Genomic DNA, 18,945 nt, shown 5'->3' with positions numbered 1-18,945 from the left:
AAAAGTTTTCAAAATAGTTTTCAAAAAAGTTTTCAAAAAGTTTATTACATTTTCTTAAAGCTTCTCAAAACAAGATATTCCCACAATCTCCAAGGAAGAATCTTCTTCGCAAAGATCATAAATTTCACACCTTTACCGATTGGATATCGTAAATTTGTACGCTTAGATTCAGCAATTTCTACAATTTTATTAGCAACATCTATCGGATTACCAAATGTATCACTGCCGCTATTAATATGTTTTTGTATTTTATCCATATACTCTTTGTAAGGAGATGTTGTATCAGATTGGTTTTCAGCGAGTTGTTTCCCAACCTCCCATATGTTTGTGTTATAAGAACCTGGTTCAATTAAAGCAACATCTATTCCGAAAGGTTTTACTTCTAAGCGAAGTGATTCACTCCAGCCTTCTAATGCATATTTTGAAGATACATAAGGAGATAAACCAGGGAATCCAACTTGGCCGCTAATGCTGCTAATATTAATGATTTTTCCACTTCTTTGTTTTCTCATATACGGTAAGACAAGCTGAGTAATTGATATAGCCCCAAATAGGTTCGTTTCAAATTGTTTGCGGTATTCCTCTACTGGAATTTCTTCTACAAAGCCCCCATTTGCATATCCTGCGTTATTAATAAGTAGGTCTACTCTGTTTATTTCTTTTATATATAATTGAAAGTTATGTATAGAATTTTGATCTGTTACATCTAATTGTTGAACTTTTATATTTTGCTGTAAGTTGAGTTCAGTAACTTGAGATAGTAAGGTTCCTTGTTTTTCTAGGTTTCGCATTGTAGCAATGACTAAATAGTCTTTTTTCGCAAGTTCAAGCGTTGCTAATAGGCCGAATCCACTTGAAGCCCCAGTAATAATTGCAATTTTTTTATTCATTGTCGGCTCGCTTTCTTTTTCTTTTATCATAACGAGATATAAAGGTAAAAGCTATTTATTGTATAAAGATATTTGTTATAATTGAAAATGATTATCAATTGATTGTAATTTGTATATAAAAGGAGTGTGGATTTCATGAAGACTAACAGTTTTCATGATATTTTTAGTAAATATTTTCATGGGTTACAAGTTGTAGAAGAAAGATATATGTATGTGCCAAAAACAATAGGTATGGGTGAAGTGCGAAGGTGGAGCTCGTTTTCTGGAATGGAAATAGTGCTATCAAATTACCAGTTTCATAAAAACCATCGCATTCAATTTGCATCGGATGCAGCAATGGTGGAACTTAATTTTTGTTTACAAGGATCCGGGGAAGTACAAGTTGGTTACTCTACAAATAAATTAATGGCTGGGAATAGCTATTTATATTTTATGAATGACTTTGAAGTTCTATTTGAATATGAAAAAGAAACTCCACTATATTCATTAGCAATTGGAATTCCTGTACAGTTGTTTAATCATTTCATGCTAAATTGTGCTATTGAAAAAAGTCATGATTTTCATACTATAATAGGAAATCAATCTTTTAAAAAGTTTCAAACCCCCATTGATGCCCTAACATCTAATATTATTAAGAGAATGTTAGAGAATCCCCAAAAGGATCGTATTAATCAACTCGAAATAGAAAGTAAAGCGCTCGAATTGCTTTCTATATACTTTGGGAAAGTATTACTGAATGATCGTGATGCAAATAAAAGGAGCCAATTATCCAAAAAGGATTTAAATAAAATAAAACAAGCTGAAGAAATTTTACTTCAAAGAATGGAGTCACCCCCATCATTATTAGAATTAGCTAAAATAGTAGGATTAAATAATTATAAATTAAAAATTGGTTTTAAAGAATTATTTGGCACGTCCACATTTGCATATTTAAGAGAACAGCGAATGGAAAGAGCAATGCTTTTATTGCGTTCGGGAACTAGTAATGTGACCGAAACGGCAGTTGCTGTTGGATACAATAATATTAGTCATTTTTCAGAGTCATTTAAAAAGAAATATGGAATGAAACCTTCTGAAATTTTGCGTATGTATTAAAAATCCGTTATACCGTAAACTCCTCCACCATTTGGTAGTTGTATTTTGTCATAATCATTATAATTACAATCAACATCCAATTGGAAATAATTTTTTATGGAGGAATTTAAATGAAAGAGCGGAATGAAAGTCATTTTTGGATATTTGTATTAATAGGAATCTTTCTTATTATAACAACAACTGGTTTCGCCCGTATGGCATATGGAATTATACTGCCATTTATGCAGGAAGGACTTCACTTATCTACGGCTCAATCAGGTATGCTAGGAACCATACTTTTTTTAGGTTATTTATTAACTGTAGGAACATCTGGAATATTTACTATCCGTTTTGGCGCAAAATCAGTTTTATTAATAGGCAGTTGGTTCGTCGTTATAAGCTTAATGGGATTAGCGTTTGTTTCTTCGTTTTGGATAGTTGCTTTTTGTATGCTATGTGCTGGAGCTGGTAGTGCTCTTGTATATACACCACTCATGTCAATAACGGTAGGGTGGTTTCCAGACAAAAGAGGAACTGTAATGGGACTGTTATTAAGCGGTGCAGGTATAGGTATGCTATTTAGTGGAATAATTGTTCCTTATGTAGTGCGCACATTTCCTGAGTATAGTTGGCGTGGTGCATGGTTTTTGTTTGGAGTTATTACATGTATCATTGTATTTGCCGCTTCAGTTGTTTTGAAAAATCCAGAAGTTACTGAAGATGAGCAAAAAATGAGTAATAAATCGTTTTTATGGAAAACGAAAGAACTATATATCATTGCATGGATGTATTTTATTGTTGGTGTTGTATATTTAATTCCAAATTTATATCAAACTAGTTTTATGATTGATAGTGGTATCTCAGCATCAATTTCGGGGACTGTTTATGCAATTGCTGGCATCTTTTCAATCGTAGGAGCATCTGTCTGGGGATTTATTTCGGATCGAATTGGTATAAAGAAGAGTTTATGTAGTGCGCTTTTATTAGCTATTATAGGTGATATGGCTCCAATTATATTTGGAAATATAACTGGTTTTATCGTGTCGGCAATTATTTGGGGTTCTAGCCTCGGAGGTATACTATTATTAATTCAAGTTGCAGCTTCAAAGCAAGTATCTCCGAAATATGTCTCAATGGCAATTAGTTTTATATCTGTTTTCTATGCAGTTGGGCAAATGATTGGACCTGAAATTGCGGGCTGGGTTATTGAGAGAAGTGGTTATGCATTAGCTTATGTATTAGGTGCTTTCGGTTTCTTTATGTGCATATGTATGGGGTTATGCTTAAAAAGAGGAAATCTTACAAACTCAGCGTATTTAGAGAAGTGAGTATTGTCATGAAATGAATCTTTTTAACAGGAGGGAAGAAAAATGGTCCATGTGAAAGATGTATTAGCAGATCAGTTATTAGCAAATGCAAATGATCCCAGTTGGTATATGCCATTTTCAGATGCAGTTAAGGATTTATCTGAGAGGGAAGCTTTCTGGAAACCGAATGAAGAGAGTAATAGTATAGCTGAAATCGTACAACATTTACTGTATTGGAACTCTACGTGGCAAACTAGGTATAAAGAATCAAATGTTAATGCAGTACCCTCTATAGGAGATAATAACAAAAGTTTTATGCTTTCAGATAATCAAACTTTCGATGAATTACGGGAAAAACTACTAGAAAAACTGTTACAATGGCAAAATCTTATAAATGAAGAAAAGGTTGAAAGTGATGTAGTAGGATTTCCTGTTTCTGTAAAGTGGTGGGAAGTGTTAGCGAATGTAACAACTCATAATGCATATCATATTGGCCAAATTATTTACATCCGAAAATTACAGCGGAGCTTTGATAATGAATAAAATAATAGTTCTCAAATTAGGTGAACAAAAGTGGACAAAACGAGACAGATGTCTCATTTTGTCCACTTTTTTATTATGAAAGAAAAGAGAAAACCTATTAAATCAAGGATTAGAATTTGGCACGGTACTTGCAATATAAAAGATGATCAAGAAAATAGGAGGGCTGGACATGTTAAAAACAACTGAAAGTAAAGGGAATGAAATTACGAAAGAACAAGCTCGTTGGATGTATGAAAAAATGTTAGAGATTCGTAAGTTTGAAGATAAGGTACATGAATTGTTCGCACAAGGCGTTTTGCCAGGTTTCGTTCATTTATACGCAGGTGAAGAAGCGGTAGCAGTTGGTGTATGTGCCCACTTAACGGATAGTGACAGTATTACAAGTACACATAGAGGTCATGGACATTGTATCGCAAAAGGTTGTGATTTAAATGGTATGATGGCTGAACTTTTCGGGAAAGCGACAGGATTATGTAAAGGTAAAGGCGGTTCCATGCATATTGCGGATTTAGATAAAGGAATGCTTGGTGCTAATGGCATTGTAGGCGGGGGTTTCCCACTTGCTTGCGGTTCAGCATTGACAGCTAAATATAAAGGAACAAAAGATGTAAGTGTTTGTTTCTTCGGTGACGGAGCAAATAATGAAGGAACATTCCATGAAGGGGTTAATTTAGCGGCGATTTGGAAGTTACCAGTTATTTTTATTGCAGAAAATAACGGTTACGGTGAAGCAACTACATTTGAATATGCTTCAAGTTGTGATTCTATTGCGGATCGTGCAAAAGCTTATAATATTCCAGGCGTTCAAGTAGATGGAAAAGATCTTCTAGCTGTATATAAAACTGCTGCGGAAGCAGTGGAACGTGCGCGTAATGGTGATGGTCCAACAATTATTGAATGTATGACATATCGTAATTACGGTCATTTTGAAGGTGAAGCGCAAACATATAAAACATCAGAAGAAAAAGAAGAACATTTAAATGAAAAAGATGCGATTGTGAATTTCCGTAAGCATTTAATTCATGAAGGTTTATTAACGGAATCTGAACTTGTTGATATGGAAAAAGCAGTAGATGATGCAGTACAAAGATCCATTGAATTTAGTGAAAATAGTCCATACCCAGACGATGAAGAATTATTAAAAGATGTATACGTTTCTTACAAATAAGAGGAGGGTGAAAAATTATGACTAGAACAGTAAGTATGTCAACTGCAATTAATGAAGCGATGAAAATCTCAATGCGTCGTGATGAAAATGTAATTTTAATAGGTGAAGATGTTGCAGGCGGTGCACAAGTTGATCATCTGCAAGATGATGAAGCTTGGGGTGGTGTTCTTGGTGTTACGAAAGGACTTGTACAAGAGTTTGGCCGAAATCGTATATTGGATACACCAATTTCTGAAGCGGGTTATATGGGAGCTGCGATGGCAGCTGCTGCAACTGGGTTACGTCCGATAGCTGAGTTAATGTTTAATGATTTTATTGGTAGTTGTCTTGATCAAGTATTAAACCAAGGTGCAAAATTCCGCTATATGTTTGGTGGTAAAGCGAAAGTGCCAGTTACGGTACGTACGATGCACGGTGCAGGTTTTAGCGCAGCTGCACAACATTCACAAAGTTTGTATGCCTTATTTACGAGCATTCCAGGTATAAAAGTTGTCGTTCCTTCTACTCCATATGACGCAAAAGGCTTATTATTAGCGGCAATTGAAGATGACGACCCGGTAATCTTCTTTGAAGATAAAACACTTTACAATATGAAAGGTGAAGTGCCGGAAGGGTATTATACAATTTCTTTAGGAAAAGCAGATATTAAACGAGAAGGTTCTGATGTAACAATTGTCGCAATCGGAAAACAAGTTCATACAGCACTTGCAGCTGCAAAGCAATTATCGAAAAAGGGGCTTGAAGTAGAAGTAATTGATCCACGATCTTTATCACCGCTTGATGAAGATACTATTTTATCATCTGTTGAAAAAACAAATCGTCTTATCGTTATTGACGAAGCGAATCCAAGATGTAGTATCGCAACAGATATTGCGGCAATTGTAGCGGATAAAGGTTTTGATTTGTTAGATGCACCTATTAAACGAATTACAGCACCACATACACCTGTTCCGTTCTCACCACCACTTGAAAAGTTGTATTTGCCAACGCCAGAAAAAGTAATTGAAACTGTATCAGAAATGATTGGAGACCAATCTTTATTACATGTGTAATAAAACGATGAGAAGGGAGAGAGACACATGGCTGTAGAAGTTGTAATGCCGAAGTTAGGTATGGCGATGAAAGAAGGTATTATTACGAGCTGGAATATTAAAGCAGGCGATAATGTAGCAAAAGGAGAACTAATTGCTAGTATTAATTCAGAAAAAATTGAAACGGAAATTGAAGCGCCAGCTGATGGTACGGTACTTGATATAGCTGTAAGTGAAGATGTAGGAGTGCCGCCTGGTACTGTAATTTGCTACATCGGTAAACCAAATGAAAAAGTAGAAATGCAGGAAAGCACACATGTGGTAGAAGAAAAAACATCTAATATAGAAGTACAAAATCAAGAACCAAATGGGAAAGAAGTAGCGAAGCAAAGAATTAAAATTTCACCTGTAGCGAAGAAAATTGCAAAGTCTGAAAATCTGGATATCAAGGCATTAGTTGGTACAGGTCCTGGCGGAAGGATTACAAAGGCAGATGTATTAAAGGCGCTAGAAGAAAGAGTAGCAAATCCAGAAGTACCTGAACAAGAAGAAAGTACAGTCGTTCCTGTTACTGGTATGAGAAAAGCAATTGCGAGTCGTATGCATGCAAGCTTACAAAATAGTGCGCAATTAACGTTAACGATGAAAGTAGATGTTACAGATTTAGTTGCATTACATAAAGACATAGCGGAAGTTGTGCAAAAACGATACGAAAACAAACTAACCATTACGGATTTCGTTTCTCGTGCTGTTGTATTAGCGCTTAGAGAGCATAAAGAAATGAACAGCGCTTATATAGATGATGCCATTCATCAATTTGAACATGTGCATTTAGGCATAGCAGTCGCATTAGAAAAAGGATTAGTCGTTCCAGCTATTCGCTTTGCAAATAATTTATCTTTAGTAGAGTTGTCTAAAGAGATTAAGGATATGGCACAAAAGGCGCGAGCAGGTAGCTTAAGTAGTGATGATATGCACGGAACGACATTTACAATTAGTAATTTAGGTAGCTTTGGTATTGAATATTTCACACCTGTATTAAATACACCTGAGACTGGTATTTTAGGTATTGGCGCAATTGAACATGTTCCTGTATATAAAGGGAAAAAATTTAAAAAAGGTAGTATGTTACCTTTAAGTTTAACATTCGATCATCGTGTACTAGACGGTGCACCAGCAGCTGCATTTTTACGCACAATTAAATATTATTTAGAAGAACCTATAACAATTCTTTTATAAAGAGAAGGTGAGAGAATGAGTAAATTAGTTGTAATTGGAGGCGGACCAGCTGGATATGTAGCGGCAATTACCGCGGCTCAAAATGGAAAAGAGGTCACTCTTATTGATGAAGCTGACCTTGGCGGAACGTGTTTAAATGTTGGGTGTATGCCGACGAAATCATTGTTAGAAAGTGCAGAAGTGCATGACATTGTGAGAAAAGCGAATGATTATGGGGTTACGCTTAATACAGGAAGTATATCAATTGATTGGGATCAAATACAGGCAAGGAAATCACAAATCGTAATGCAACTCGTCCAAGGAATACAATATTTAATGAAGAAAAATAAAATTAAAGTTGTAAAAGGAAAAGCGAAATTCGAAACGGATCATCGTGTGCGAGTTGTACAAGGAAATAAAGAAGAAGTAGTGGATGGAGAGAGGTTTATTATCGCAGCTGGTTCCGAACCTACAGAATTACCATTCGCTCCGTTTGATGGAAAATGGATTTTAAATAGTAGCCATGCGATGTCTCTTGAGAGTGTACCATCTTCATTGTTAATCGTTGGCGGTGGTGTAATAGGATGTGAGTTTGCAAGTATTTATAGTCGCCTTGGGACAAAAGTTACGATTGTTGAAATGGCACCGCAATTATTACCAGGTGAAGATGAAGATATCGCACATATTTTAAGAGAGAAATTAGAAAGTGATGGCGTAGAAATATTTACAGGAGCTGCTTTAAAAGGATTAAATAATTATAAGAAGCAAGCTTCATTTGAATATGAAGGTAGTATCCAAGAAGCTAACCCGGAATATGTTCTCATTTCTGTCGGCCGAAAACCACGTGTACAACAATTAGATTTAGAAAAAGCAGGGGTTCAGTTTTCAAATAAAGGGATTGCTGTGAACGAACATATGCAAACGAACGTATCACATATTTACGCAGCTGGTGATGTGATCGGTGGAATTCAGCTTGCTCACGTTGCCTTCCATGAAGGAACTACGGCAGCATTACACGCGAGTGGAGAAGATGTAAAAGTAAACTACCATGCTGTACCTCGCTGTATTTATACAGCTCCAGAAATTGCTAGTGTCGGTTTAACAGAAAAAGATGCAAGAGAGCAGTACGGTGACATGCAAATTGGAGAATTTCCTTTTACAGTAAACGGAAAAGCGCTTATTATTGGCGAACAAATGGGTAAAGTAAAAGTCATTGTGGAACCTAAATACCAAGAAATTGTAGGGATTTCTATTATTGGTCCTCATGCCACTGAACTTATTGGACAAGGAACTGTAATGATTCATACAGAAGTTACCGCTGATATAATGAGAGATTATATTGCAGCACATCCAACTTTATCTGAGGCGATTCATGAAGCGTTAATGCAAGCAGTAGGACATGCTGTACATGCTTAAATAGAAATATGATAAACCACTATTCTCTAAATGAAAGAGAGAATAGTGGTTTGAATTTTTATAGAAGAAATTAAATGTCTTATTACTATTTAATTTCAATCGCTGAAGTAATATCGTTCCAATCAGCAGCTAAATTAGCAGTTTTACCGTACCAATCAGCGTGTTTAAATAAAACGCCTTTTCCATATCCTTGTGTTGAAGTGTGCTCCCAAAGTGTCGTTGAATAACTTGCAGAAGGTGACGCTGTACTTACAGAAGAAATTCTGTCATTCCAGCTAGACGGTAAGTTTTTAAATCCGCTGCTCCAGTAAATGTATTGGCCACCTTTATCTTTATGTTCATAAAAATCAGTACTACCAGCACCGCTACCTAAAGGATTAATTTTATTTTTAATTGCTTTTTTATCCTTTTCAATATACGCATCTAATGTTTCACGACTAGTAAAACCATAAGCTAGCCAATCCCCATTTTCATTTTGCTCTGGTAATACCATAGTAATTTGGATATTTTTCTTATCCTGATCATTTAATTTTGCAAATGAATTAACATTTTGTTCATCCACTTTTAAATAATCAAATGACTTAATTGTGTTGCTTTTTTCTTCAGCACTTACCACACCTAGTCCTCCAGTTAATGCAAAACCCGCTACTAATGTTCCTGCTACTAATTTCTTCAACATATAACCATCCCTTTTTGTTTGAATTTTTGTACAGGTGAATCTTGTACAGCTAAAATGTATTCTAATTTTATACTTTTGTAAATATTCTGAAGTTTTAGAAAAAATAGGCGGAATATTTACAGTTTTACATTTTTTCTTTAGAAAAAATAGTTATTGGAATGATATAATAAGTGGATATATTGTTTTTACTGGATTTAAAAATGTTTTAGGAGAGGTGTCATTGAAATATTTTACAAGAGATTGGTATAAAAAAATGCAAGTTTTAGAATTTGTAAGTTTTATAGAGTCTATAAAAGAATGGTCAGAAATGGATATACAAAGTTTAAAGGAAGAAATAGAGGAAAGGAAAATAGATTTATTAAAATTCCTTCCTGAATCGATATACTCAATTATACAAAACATCACAATTAATTCAGAATACCCATCAGGTGAACTGAAAAAACGTATGCAAAAGTGGACAACAGATTATGAGAAAAGAGTGGCACAATTAGATCAATTATACGTAGAATATTTTAATTCCATTGAGAAAAAACTTCCGTCAAATGTCGCTCAGTTACACAAGACATCACTACACGATAGTGTAATTAAAGTAGTAAAGAGAGAATCAGAAGATATTTTGTCTATCGTATTAGATTGCAGTGGTACTTTTAGTGAATTTGATAAACTTGAAGTAACCTTTATAGGAGTAACAAAGTGTTCTATGCCGGAAAGCTTTGAAAATGCTTGGTGGTTATATCATGAAATAGCTCTTACTGAAGATGGTTTTGAACTAGGTGTTTTATTTGACTCTCCATTTAGAGAAGTGACGATTTGCGCGGCAGATGTATTACTTGTGAAGAAATAATGTTGTATGGAGTATTACAAACGTTTGACATAATAAAAAAATAAAGTTATTGTAGATACATGAAGTCTACAATAGGAGCTGTATTATGAAATATTCTAAAGCTACAAATTATGCTCTTCATACAATGCTTTTTCTGGCAAAGGCTACACCAAATAAGTTAGTTAGTGTTCACCAATTAGCAGAAATGCAAAATGTTTCACCAACGTACTTGTCTAAAATACTAACTAAGTTGACGAAGGAAGGGATGATACATTCATCATCTGGTCCAAAGGGCGGTTACTCACTTAGTAAGAATTGGGAAGATATTTCATTTTTAGATATTATACATGCAATTGAAGGTAAAACATCATTGTTTGAATGTTGTTTACATGACAAACCTGGATGTTTAATTAATGAAGTAATGCTCGCAGCAGAAGAGAAAATGGAAGAAGAGTTACGAAATCAAAAAATCGTAGATCTTGCGAAAAAAATAAAAGTGGATTTTTAATCTGCTTTTATTTTTAAATTAATTAAGGATAAAAAGACTCTTTGATATCTTTAATTGTAGTTAGAAAATGATATGAAGAAGGAGAGAAGATGATGACTAAATTTTGGAATGATCGATATAAATCAGATGAATATTTTTACGGGGAAGAACCTAATACATTTATTAAAGAACAAGCATTTCGTTTAGCAAATCACAATAAAGTAATAGCTTTCGCGGAGGGAGAAGGTAGAAATGCTGTATTTCTAGCAAGACAAGGGAACGAAGTAACAGCTATTGATTATTCGGAAGATGGATTAGAGAAGACAAAAAAATTGGCAGAGAAGCATAACGTAAACGTGCATACAAAAAAAGTAGATTTATTAGCTGATAGTTTGCCAGAAAATGAATATGATGCAGCAATTATGGTATTTGGACATTTTCATGATAATTATAAAAAAATGATATTAGGTAAAATGATACAAACGATAAAGCCTGGTGGTTTAATTATGTTTGAAGTTTACTCAAAAAAACAAATAAACTATAGTACTGGTGGACCAAAAGATGTTGATATGCTGTATAATCCAATTGATATCCTTACTTGGTGTGAAGAACATAAGGTAATTCATTTCTTTAATGGCGAACAAGAGCGAATTGAAGGGAAAGGGCACACTGGTTTAGCTGATGTTATTCAAGTTGTTATTAGAAAATGAATATAAGTGTTAATGAAAGTTAAATGTATGAATGTAAAAGACCAGTCATGTAAGACTGGTCTTTCTATTTAGATACTAAATTATCAAGCTTCCAATATGTATCTGTTAACGGCGCTGCTTTGCTATCTATGTATAAATACATATTATTTAAATCTTTTGGTGAAGTTTTCAGTTCAAACACAACGTCAGTAGTTAAAGAGAATTCGTGTGGAACATTTTTATAGTGCTCGTCATCTATCGGATGAGCTTCACCTTCATATTTCTGACCAGTTTTTTCATCTTGTATGAAATATTTTATTTCCGAAAGATCAATAGTTTGTCCATCGTCCCGAACATTATTAATCATAACACGAGTAGTAAGGCGTCGCTCTTTGTCTATTTTTTCAAACTTTGCATTTTCAACTGTCGCTCTATAGTATTCGTTTTTAACTATTTCTCCATAGTGCATTGCATTCTTTTCGAGAGCGCTCTTTTCTTGTTTTGATGTAGTATTGCTATTACATCCTGTTAATATTCCAGTAAATAATAATGCTGTACATGTCGTTTTGATTAATGATTTCATAGTAATCCCTTTCTGTATTAAAAAGTAAAACATAGGAATAATTTTACATCAACAGGAAGGTAAATGAAAGTATTTTTGCGTAATATACAGATATACATTTATTCGGTTGGCAAATTAATGGGATAGAAAGCGGGAGAAGACTGTATAAAACGGAATAAATAAGAACTGAAAATATTGTAAAACAGAAGAGGCATACATATAATTAAAATAAAGTTTAAGTTTCTGAATCTTCAATAACGGTGGTGATAACATGTTTACTGAAGAACGTCGAGAGAGAATCTTAGAACTACTTAATACAGATGGAAGAGTAATCGCAAAGGAACTTGCGGAAAGATTTGAAATGTCTATTGATTCTATAAGAAGAGATTTGTCTATTATGGAAAAGGATGGTTTATTAAAAAGAACGCACGGAGGTGCAATTGAACTTACGCGAGTGAGGAACTTAGCTGCGGAACCAGCTAAACGTTATAGTGATAGCTCAATATATGAGAACACAATTGCAAAAGTTGCGGCATCTTATATACAAGAAGATGATTCTATTTTTATTGGCGGGGCTTCCATTCATAATGCGATGCTGAAATATTTACCGGAAGTATCATTTACGGTTATTACGAATTCTATAGAAATAGCTGGTCATCTAAGAGAATATAAGAACATCGATACATATTTAATTGGTGGAAAAGTAAAGCCTTCAGGAAATATTACTGATACATTTGCCTCTGAATTGATAAGTAGATTTTCTATTGATCTTTATTTCTCTACAGGTGGAGGCATTTCATTACAAGGTATTAGTACTGCAACACCTGAAGTTGCTTATTTTAGTAAAAGAGTAAGTGAAATTGCTAGAAGAAATATTTGTTTAGCTCCGCATAATAAACTTGGAATAGATTGTTTTATAAGAGGAGAGTCTCTAAAAGAAATTGACCTTATTATAACTGACGAAGAGGCTAGTAAAGAAACTGTTCAGGAATTTGAGAAACAAGGTAAACAAGTTGTAATAGCGCCATTATATTGATTTGAAAGGAGTTTGACATGATTGTAAAAGAGCAAGAGTATCATATAAATGGATTAACTTATACAATTCGTTCTGCAGCTGAAAAAGATGCTGAGCAGTTATCGAAAATTAGAGTTCAGATTGATGGAGAAACTGAAAATATGGATAGAGATGCTGGAGAGGGATTTATAGATGACCTAGGGTTTCAAAAAATAATAAAAACAGATAGTGAAGAAACGAAGAATCTCTTTTTAGTTGTAGAAGTGCACAATCGAATTGTTGGATTTTCAAGATGTGAAGGATCAAATTTTAAGAGATTATCTCATAAAGTGGAGTTTGGCGTTTGTATTTTAAAAGAGTTTTGGGGATATAGAATGGGGAAGAGCCTATTACAACAATCTATTAAATGGGCTGACGAAAATGCAGTAAATAAAATATCTTTACAAGTATTAGAGACAAACGAGAAAGCTATTCATCTTTATAAAAAATTAGGTTTTGAAGTAGAAGGCATTTTGAAAAATGACAAAAGACTATCGGATGGAAAGTATTATAATACGGTAGTGATGGGAAGATTTACTAATACTTTTCATGAAAGAGGTGAAGAAGTATGTTTTACAGAAGGAAGTACTATGTAGTGAAAAATGAATTCATAGAAGTATTTAATGATCATTTCAATCACACGAACTTACCTAATCAATTAAAGCATGGTTCTAGGCTAATAGGACGCTGGATGAAAGATAATAAGAATGGTACGTCTGAAGTATTTGCCATATGGGAATATGATAGTTATGAACAGTATAATGAAATAGAATCGAAAATTAGAAGTGACGAGAGGCATATTAAAGGAATACATGAATGGTATGAAAACCATGGCGGGAAAGAATATGTTTTACAGGAGTACATAGTAGAGATGAAAAATGAAGAGTTAGTATGTACTGTAAAGTAGCAGAGGGGTGAGGGATAAGAGAAATTAAAACAAAATTATATTTTAGTTTAGCATCCACTATTTTATTTGCAATAGCCGTGATTGTTTTCTTTATAAATGGTAATCCACAAAAGTGGTTTTGGTTATGTATTTTCTTTGCGTCCATTATACAAAATATAGTGCTACTAAAAAAGAATAAAGAAGTGCATTAAGATATTCAAATTATTAACATATTTGTGTCGTCTTGCTAGTTGTATTGAAAACGCTTTTATTCAGTTTTATAATAAAAGTATGTTTTATAAATCTCCAAAACAATTAAAAGGGAGATGATACAATGTTAGCTTCACCGTTTTACTTACATACATGGAAAAAGTTTGTTAATGAAGGTGTTCTTGATTCAAATCGCATAAATCAAAGAATTTCAGAATCGTGGCATCGATGTAAACAGGCTAATGTTAATCCTCATATGAATAAAGGTCAGAAAATTTTGTCTTCTAACATTTTTCAAGAACAAAAGAAAAAGAGTGAAATTTTCCTTGATATCGCATTACCTCAAATACAAAATATGAGAAAAACCATTGATGAACTACAAATGATGGCATTATTAATCGATCCAGATGGTTATGTTCTATCGTTAAGTGGAAATAAACAAACGTTAAAGCGAGCGAAACATATTAATTTTATTGAAGGTGTAAAATGGACGGAATCAGCTGTTGGCACAAATGCAATTGGAACAGCGCTAGAAATTGAAGAAGCTATTATGATAAGTGGTACTGAACATTACACCGTGGCATCTCATAGCTGGAGTTGTGCGGCTGCTCCCATTCATAATGATGATGGGAAATTAATTGGTGTTCTAGATTTCTCGTGTCCAATTGAATTTTCGCATCCATATATGCTCGGTATGGTAACTTCAATTGCACATGCGATAGAACGTGAATGTAGCATAAGAGTTCATCAAAATGAATTACACTTAATCCATCGTTTTTTAGATGTCATTGATAGTGATGAACAAGTAGTTATTTGTAATCATCGTGATGTTATCGTTTCTGCGAGTAAGAGCGTTCGTGAACGAATAAATAATTGGTCAAGAATGAAACTTGAAGAGTTAATGCACCATGGATTGGAAACTAAATTAGAGATACCAGTATATAGTAATGAAAGAATGATTGGGAAATGTATGTATTTAAAGGAAAATAAACAAATGAATACATATTCTGCTCTCACATTTATAAAAGGGATTACTTTTTCAGGAGTTACCGGGACAAGCAGAGCATTTCAACACACACTAGAAGAAATTAAGCTTGTTTCACCGACTGATGCTAGTGTGTATGTATGTGGTGAGACAGGAGTAGGAAAGGAATATGTCGCGAGAGCGATTCATGAAAATAGTCCAAGAAAAGACGGGCCCTTTATAGCTGTTAACTGCGGTTCTTTGCCTAAAGAATTAATGGAAAGTGAATTGTTCGGTTATGCTGAAGGTGCATTTACAGGTGCGCGACGTCAAGGATATAAAGGGAAATTTGAACAAGCAAACGGAGGAACATTATTTTTAGATGAAATTGGTGAAGTACCACCAGAGATGCAAGTAGCATTATTGCGTGTTTTACAAGAACGCACAATAACTCCAATTGGGAGTTCAAAATTGGTACCAGTAAATATTCGTATTATTACTGCCACACATAAAGATTTACTACGGTTAGTAGAAGAAGGGAAATTCCGTCAAGATTTATATTATCGTTTGCACGTTTATCCGTTATATGTTCCATCGTTAATAGAAAGAAAAGAGGATATCCCATATTTTATACAACACTTTTGCGAACGGAAGAATTGGAATGTTGTATTTCCAAAGAGTATATACAATCAATTTTTACAACATACATGGCCCGGAAATATTCGGGAACTAGTAAATGTATTAGAACGCATTTACATTTTGTCGCAAGGACGGGAAATATGCGAAAAACAAGTCGCTTTTTTGCTGCAAACAATGAGGGGAAATCAACAACAACTTGAGTTACAAGTTGAAAATAAAACAGAACATACATTGAATTTTCGTAAAAAAATACAGCGTGATAGCATGATTGAAGCATTACAAAAGACAAATGGAAATGTTTCGTTAGCTGCAAAACTATTAAATGTACCCCGTAGTACATTTTATAAACGAATGCAAAAATATAAGTTATAAAGTAGATTTTTGCAATCTACTTTTTCTTTGTGGGCTCATGTTCTGTCGGAATGTGCGCTTACCGGGGAAATAATAGAACAGTTAGAAATTAATTTCCGAAAGGGGGACTTATGTGAAGTATATTGAAATTGGCTTCGGAAATAGGTGGTTCGTTCGAACAGAAACTGAAAATAAAGATGGAACTGAATTTGAGGAACGAGGAATTATAAAACCTATTTATTTTGAGTCTTTATATGTACGAATTTGGTTTCGGAAAACGTGTTTTATTTTTGATACGAAAGAAGGGTTTAAAAAAACTAAGAAGAGGAGGATTGAATATAAATTTATAGTTGGAATTGTAAGTAGACTGAATAAAGAAAAAGTGTGCTGATATACGTTATTATATTGACCAGGAAATTCTTTGGACTTATATTAAATTCATAAAAAGCAATTTTACTAAATATAAATTGTTAATAAAACCACTAAAAATTATTATCAAGACCTAAAAGCTAAAAATCCTAAAAAAATAAAGGTGAGCGCATATTAGTCATGTATAATATGTACTCACCTTTATTTTCTTGTTCAAAGCACCCGTTAGTCACTCATGGAACATGGAATAAAGTGTGGTATTGATTTAAAATAAAGTTTGATAATTTATAAAAAAGATTGATAAAACCCTGTATTAATATAAGATTTTTCTTTTGCCCCTTAAATTTCAGTTGTATTGTTCAATTAAAGGGCCAGATTGTTGAGGAAACAGGAATAATAAGAATACTCAATAGATTGTTTGTGAAGTGTTACACTTAAACTAACGGGCAGTTTAGCTTAAGTACATTTTTTCACAAATTTAAAGGGGGATATTTCCCCATTTTTTATACTAGCTTAACGTTGATTCGGGAATGTTGAACTTAGCTACCTGCTAATTGAATTCTACTTCATCTGGAGACCTTTAAATTAAAATGTTTCCTTTCTTCTGACAGACTTATTAAATTTCGAAAACAATCAATTCAATCATCTTTTCGTATAGAAAAACTTATTAAGAAACATGCACTAGAAAAAATATAAATCATATATAGGAGATATCCCATTTGAATGCTTGAGGAGGATATTATGAAACCTATGTTACCTAGTGAAAAATATTTCGGTAATTTAGAACTAGTTTATGCATTTTATGGGGCTATGCCTACAGGTGTTACTGTTTCAGAAACCGGTCGTATTTTCATTTGCTTTCCGAAATGGGGAGACGATGTTAAATTTACGGTGGCGGAAATTTTTGAGGATAAATTGCAGCCTTATCCTAATTTACAAACCAATTTGGTTAATCCCGAGAATATCCCAATGACTTTCATCAGTGTCCAAAGTGTAGTTGCTGATGGAAGGGGAACGCTTTGGATATTAGATACAGCGGCACCCAATTTTTCTGAACCTATTAAAGGGGGGGCAAAATTAGTCGCTGTTGATTTAGAAACCAATACAATAAGAAAAGTATATACCTTTACAGAAGATGTTGTCCTGCCTACAACTTATCTGAATGATGTCCGTTTTGATTTTCGTGTTGGAAAAGCAGGTTATGCCTATATAACGGATTCTTCTTCAAGAGGACCAGGAGCTATTATCGTCGTAGATTTATCAAATGGAAACGCGTTTAGACGGTTAAATGGAGCAAATTCAACTTCACCCGATCCCTATTTTTTACCGAAAGTAGAAGGTCAAATTTTAATGAATCGAAACAAAGACGGTTCAACTTCTCCATTTAGGTTGGCGTCTGATAGTCTTGCGATTTCTCCCGATGGAAAGATATTATTTTTTGCTCCACTAACCAGTCGGCATTTGTTCTCGATCTCAACAGAAGCCTTGAGAGACAGAACGATACCGGACCTGAATTTACCTTATCATGTGGAGTATTGGGGAGAAAAAGGTGCGTCTGATGGAATGATCACCGATGCAAAGGGAGCTGTTTATGCTGGAGATTATGAAAACAACAGTATCCGTAAGATATTGCCAAATGGCATAATGGAAGCTATCGCACATGATCCGAGAATTTTGTGGCCGGATACTTTTTCAATTGGTCCGGATCAATATTTGTATGTCATTGTGAACCAATTACATCGACAGCCTAGATTTCATTATGGAAAAGACTTACGACAGAAACCTTATAGTTTACTTCGTATCAAAATTGATGAATTTCCTGCTCCGACCTCTTCATAATAAAAATAGTCAATTAATTGTTTTCATTGATAGAAAATGATCAAACTTTTTTATAAAACCAAAACATAAACCTGCTGGATAAGAATCCATTTTGATCAATCTTTTTCAAAATGGATTCTTTTTATTGACCATAGAATACGGGTTAACACGATATTTTTAATCAAACTTTATTTTAAAATTACGAAGGAACTCATGAATGTTTTAAAAAATATGGTGAAGTAGTAATACCCCAACTTATGAGTGAAATTAATGAAAAGTTAAAATGGGATGTTATTTCAAATGTATAAATAAAGGTAAAGAAATAGGCGCTGAAGAAATTGAAAAACTATTAGCGGATTTATCACCAGAACAAGTAAAGATTGCTTTTTATCAAGAAAGTAAGGAATATGTAAAAATACTAAATCAAACTGATTATGATCAAAGAAGTAAATTAGAAGAAAGTGAATTAAAAGCAATTCTAAGTGAAATGAAAGAGGAGGAAATAATAGAGTTTTTAAAATTTGAAAAGAATTCATTGATGAGATGGACTTCAATTAATATTGCTTGGGATATTATTGGAAATCGTGGTGAGATTTCTAAGGACATTGCTGAAGAATTTACTGAAATTATTTTAAGTAGATTAGAGAGTTATTCTTGGGAAAATTCGGGGGGATAAGCATTGTTGAAAAAATTAAAAATATATTAAAAGAAGATTTTTTATGGGATTTGGCGGAATATAATATAAAAAATCTTGATGACGATGACAA

The 18,945-nt window shown here is 33.8% G+C and carries 20 protein-coding genes; 17 read left to right on the top strand and 3 right to left on the bottom strand.

The genetic code is table 11. The annotated features are described in order from the left end of the window. Nucleotides 1-44: 44 nt before the first annotated feature. On the bottom strand, nt 45-890 hold the full coding sequence (locus N2V80_RS13720; protein WP_061654820.1) for an oxidoreductase: 846 nt from the start codon (nt 888-890) through the stop codon (nt 45-47). Nucleotides 891-1,025: 135 nt separating this feature from the next. Between N2V80_RS13720 and N2V80_RS13715 the strand changes: the two genes are divergently transcribed. The 7 genes from N2V80_RS13715 (at nt 1,026) to lpdA (ending at nt 8,647) form a co-directional block, all read left to right on the top strand. After that, complete coding sequence (locus N2V80_RS13715) at nt 1,026-1,985, top strand: helix-turn-helix domain-containing protein (RefSeq protein ID WP_061656038.1); 960 nt, start codon at nt 1,026-1,028, stop codon at nt 1,983-1,985. Nucleotides 1,986-2,095: 110 nt separating this feature from the next. Beyond that, on the top strand, nt 2,096-3,292 hold the full coding sequence (locus tag N2V80_RS13710) for an MFS transporter (RefSeq protein ID WP_061656037.1): 1,197 nt from the start codon (nt 2,096-2,098) through the stop codon (nt 3,290-3,292). Between the two features lie 42 nt (nt 3,293-3,334). Then, nucleotides 3,335-3,814, top strand: a complete 480-nt coding sequence (locus N2V80_RS13705) for a DinB family protein (protein WP_061656036.1) — start codon at nt 3,335-3,337, stop codon at nt 3,812-3,814. A 169-nt stretch (nt 3,815-3,983) separates the two neighbouring features. Continuing rightward, nucleotides 3,984-4,982 carry an acetoin:2,6-dichlorophenolindophenol oxidoreductase subunit alpha gene (acoA, locus tag N2V80_RS13700; RefSeq protein ID WP_061656035.1) on the top strand — a complete coding sequence of 333 codons (999 nt, stop codon included), beginning with the start codon at nt 3,984-3,986 and terminating at the stop codon, nt 4,980-4,982. Nucleotides 4,983-4,999: 17 nt separating this feature from the next. Beyond that, nucleotides 5,000-6,034: an acetoin:2,6-dichlorophenolindophenol oxidoreductase subunit beta gene (acoB, locus tag N2V80_RS13695; protein WP_000198907.1), complete on the top strand. Its 1,035-nt coding sequence runs from the start codon at nt 5,000-5,002 to the stop codon at nt 6,032-6,034. Nucleotides 6,035-6,061: 27 nt separating this feature from the next. Beyond that, entirely contained in the window at nt 6,062-7,252 is a 1,191-nt protein-coding gene (locus N2V80_RS13690; protein WP_061656034.1) for a dihydrolipoamide acetyltransferase family protein, read from the top strand. Between the two features lie 15 nt (nt 7,253-7,267). Then, nucleotides 7,268-8,647 carry a dihydrolipoyl dehydrogenase gene (lpdA, locus tag N2V80_RS13685; RefSeq protein WP_061656033.1) on the top strand — a complete coding sequence of 460 codons (1,380 nt, stop codon included), beginning with the start codon at nt 7,268-7,270 and terminating at the stop codon, nt 8,645-8,647. Nucleotides 8,648-8,732: 85 nt separating this feature from the next. On the opposite strand, the gene N2V80_RS13680 is transcribed toward lpdA, so the two are convergent. Further along, a complete protein-coding gene (locus tag N2V80_RS13680; protein ID WP_061656032.1) occupies nt 8,733-9,326 on the bottom strand; it encodes a hypothetical protein in 594 nt (197 codons plus the stop codon). A gap of 220 nt (nt 9,327-9,546) precedes the next feature. On the opposite strand from N2V80_RS13680, the gene N2V80_RS13675 reads away from it, so the two are divergent. From N2V80_RS13675 to N2V80_RS13665, 3 genes are all read left to right on the top strand, one after another. Beyond that, nucleotides 9,547-10,170: a DUF4085 domain-containing protein gene (locus tag N2V80_RS13675; protein ID WP_061655923.1), complete on the top strand. Its 624-nt coding sequence runs from the start codon at nt 9,547-9,549 to the stop codon at nt 10,168-10,170. A gap of 85 nt (nt 10,171-10,255) precedes the next feature. After that, the gene (locus N2V80_RS13670; RefSeq protein ID WP_000877650.1) at nt 10,256-10,657 is read left to right on the top strand and encodes an Rrf2 family transcriptional regulator; all 402 of its coding nucleotides are present in this window, start codon (nt 10,256-10,258) and stop codon (nt 10,655-10,657) included. A gap of 89 nt (nt 10,658-10,746) precedes the next feature. Continuing rightward, nucleotides 10,747-11,346 (top strand): class I SAM-dependent methyltransferase, encoded by a 600-nt coding sequence (locus N2V80_RS13665; RefSeq protein WP_061655920.1) that lies wholly within the window; start codon nt 10,747-10,749, stop codon nt 11,344-11,346. Nucleotides 11,347-11,410: 64 nt separating this feature from the next. Here the strand turns inward: N2V80_RS13665 and N2V80_RS13660 are convergent, their stop codons facing one another. After that, the gene (locus N2V80_RS13660; protein WP_000838469.1) at nt 11,411-11,908 is read right to left on the bottom strand and encodes a hypothetical protein; all 498 of its coding nucleotides are present in this window, start codon (nt 11,906-11,908) and stop codon (nt 11,411-11,413) included. 250 nt (nt 11,909-12,158) lie between these two features. On the opposite strand from N2V80_RS13660, the gene N2V80_RS13655 reads away from it, so the two are divergent. The 7 genes from N2V80_RS13655 (at nt 12,159) to N2V80_RS13625 (ending at nt 18,854) form a co-directional block, all read left to right on the top strand. After that, nucleotides 12,159-12,923, top strand: coding sequence for a DeoR/GlpR family DNA-binding transcription regulator (locus N2V80_RS13655; RefSeq protein ID WP_000493658.1), 765 nt, complete (start codon nt 12,159-12,161; stop codon nt 12,921-12,923). Nucleotides 12,924-12,940: 17 nt separating this feature from the next. Next, nucleotides 12,941-13,537, top strand: a complete 597-nt coding sequence (locus N2V80_RS13650; RefSeq protein WP_000635686.1) for a GNAT family N-acetyltransferase — start codon at nt 12,941-12,943, stop codon at nt 13,535-13,537. Beyond that, nucleotides 13,510-13,848: an NIPSNAP family protein gene (locus N2V80_RS13645; protein ID WP_000499983.1), complete on the top strand. Its 339-nt coding sequence runs from the start codon at nt 13,510-13,512 to the stop codon at nt 13,846-13,848. The genes N2V80_RS13650 and N2V80_RS13645 overlap by 28 nt, the downstream gene beginning before the upstream one ends. A 313-nt stretch (nt 13,849-14,161) precedes the next feature. Beyond that, complete coding sequence (locus tag N2V80_RS13640) at nt 14,162-16,012, top strand: sigma-54-dependent Fis family transcriptional regulator (protein ID WP_061655921.1); 1,851 nt, start codon at nt 14,162-14,164, stop codon at nt 16,010-16,012. Between the two features lie 112 nt (nt 16,013-16,124). Continuing rightward, nucleotides 16,125-16,382, top strand: a complete 258-nt coding sequence (locus tag N2V80_RS13635; RefSeq protein ID WP_000873827.1) for a DUF3977 family protein — start codon at nt 16,125-16,127, stop codon at nt 16,380-16,382. Between the two features lie 719 nt (nt 16,383-17,101). After that, on the top strand, nt 17,102-18,199 hold the full coding sequence (locus N2V80_RS13630; RefSeq protein ID WP_061655924.1) for an L-dopachrome tautomerase-related protein: 1,098 nt from the start codon (nt 17,102-17,104) through the stop codon (nt 18,197-18,199). Nucleotides 18,200-18,461: 262 nt separating this feature from the next. Beyond that, on the top strand, nt 18,462-18,854 hold the full coding sequence (locus N2V80_RS13625; protein WP_000501980.1) for a hypothetical protein: 393 nt from the start codon (nt 18,462-18,464) through the stop codon (nt 18,852-18,854). Nucleotides 18,855-18,945 lie beyond the last annotated feature (91 nt).

Origin of the sequence: Bacillus sp. FSL W8-0640, from assembly GCF_038007725.1 — a bacterium.
GTDB classification, from domain to species: domain Bacteria; phylum Bacillota; class Bacilli; order Bacillales; family Bacillaceae_G; genus Bacillus_A; species Bacillus_A cereus.
The sequence above is the reverse complement of the archived record's forward strand: the minus strand, read 5'-3'. Positions and strand labels throughout refer to the sequence as shown.

Excerpts from the sequence above, each read along its gene's own strand:
- N2V80_RS13720 (WP_061654820.1), bottom strand. The coding sequence starts at position 890 with ATGAATAAAAAAATTGCAATTATTACTGGGGCTTCAAGTGGATTCGGC.
- N2V80_RS13715 (WP_061656038.1), top strand. The coding sequence starts at position 1,026 with ATGAAGACTAACAGTTTTCATGATATTTTTAGTAAATATTTTCATGGG.
- N2V80_RS13710 (WP_061656037.1), top strand. The coding sequence starts at position 2,096 with ATGAAAGAGCGGAATGAAAGTCATTTTTGGATATTTGTATTAATAGGA.
- N2V80_RS13705 (WP_061656036.1), top strand. The coding sequence starts at position 3,335 with ATGGTCCATGTGAAAGATGTATTAGCAGATCAGTTATTAGCAAATGCA.
- acoA (WP_061656035.1), top strand. The coding sequence starts at position 3,984 with ATGTTAAAAACAACTGAAAGTAAAGGGAATGAAATTACGAAAGAACAA.
- acoB (WP_000198907.1), top strand. The coding sequence starts at position 5,000 with ATGACTAGAACAGTAAGTATGTCAACTGCAATTAATGAAGCGATGAAA.
- N2V80_RS13690 (WP_061656034.1), top strand. The coding sequence starts at position 6,062 with ATGGCTGTAGAAGTTGTAATGCCGAAGTTAGGTATGGCGATGAAAGAA.
- lpdA (WP_061656033.1), top strand. The coding sequence starts at position 7,268 with ATGAGTAAATTAGTTGTAATTGGAGGCGGACCAGCTGGATATGTAGCG.
- N2V80_RS13680 (WP_061656032.1), bottom strand. The coding sequence starts at position 9,326 with ATGTTGAAGAAATTAGTAGCAGGAACATTAGTAGCGGGTTTTGCATTA.
- N2V80_RS13670 (WP_000877650.1), top strand. The coding sequence starts at position 10,256 with ATGAAATATTCTAAAGCTACAAATTATGCTCTTCATACAATGCTTTTT.
- N2V80_RS13665 (WP_061655920.1), top strand. The coding sequence starts at position 10,747 with ATGATGACTAAATTTTGGAATGATCGATATAAATCAGATGAATATTTT.
- N2V80_RS13660 (WP_000838469.1), bottom strand. The coding sequence starts at position 11,908 with ATGAAATCATTAATCAAAACGACATGTACAGCATTATTATTTACTGGA.
- N2V80_RS13655 (WP_000493658.1), top strand. The coding sequence starts at position 12,159 with ATGTTTACTGAAGAACGTCGAGAGAGAATCTTAGAACTACTTAATACA.
- N2V80_RS13650 (WP_000635686.1), top strand. The coding sequence starts at position 12,941 with ATGATTGTAAAAGAGCAAGAGTATCATATAAATGGATTAACTTATACA.
- N2V80_RS13645 (WP_000499983.1), top strand. The coding sequence starts at position 13,510 with ATGTTTTACAGAAGGAAGTACTATGTAGTGAAAAATGAATTCATAGAA.
- N2V80_RS13640 (WP_061655921.1), top strand. The coding sequence starts at position 14,162 with ATGTTAGCTTCACCGTTTTACTTACATACATGGAAAAAGTTTGTTAAT.
- N2V80_RS13630 (WP_061655924.1), top strand. The coding sequence starts at position 17,102 with ATGAAACCTATGTTACCTAGTGAAAAATATTTCGGTAATTTAGAACTA.
- N2V80_RS13625 (WP_000501980.1), top strand. The coding sequence starts at position 18,462 with ATGGGATGTTATTTCAAATGTATAAATAAAGGTAAAGAAATAGGCGCT.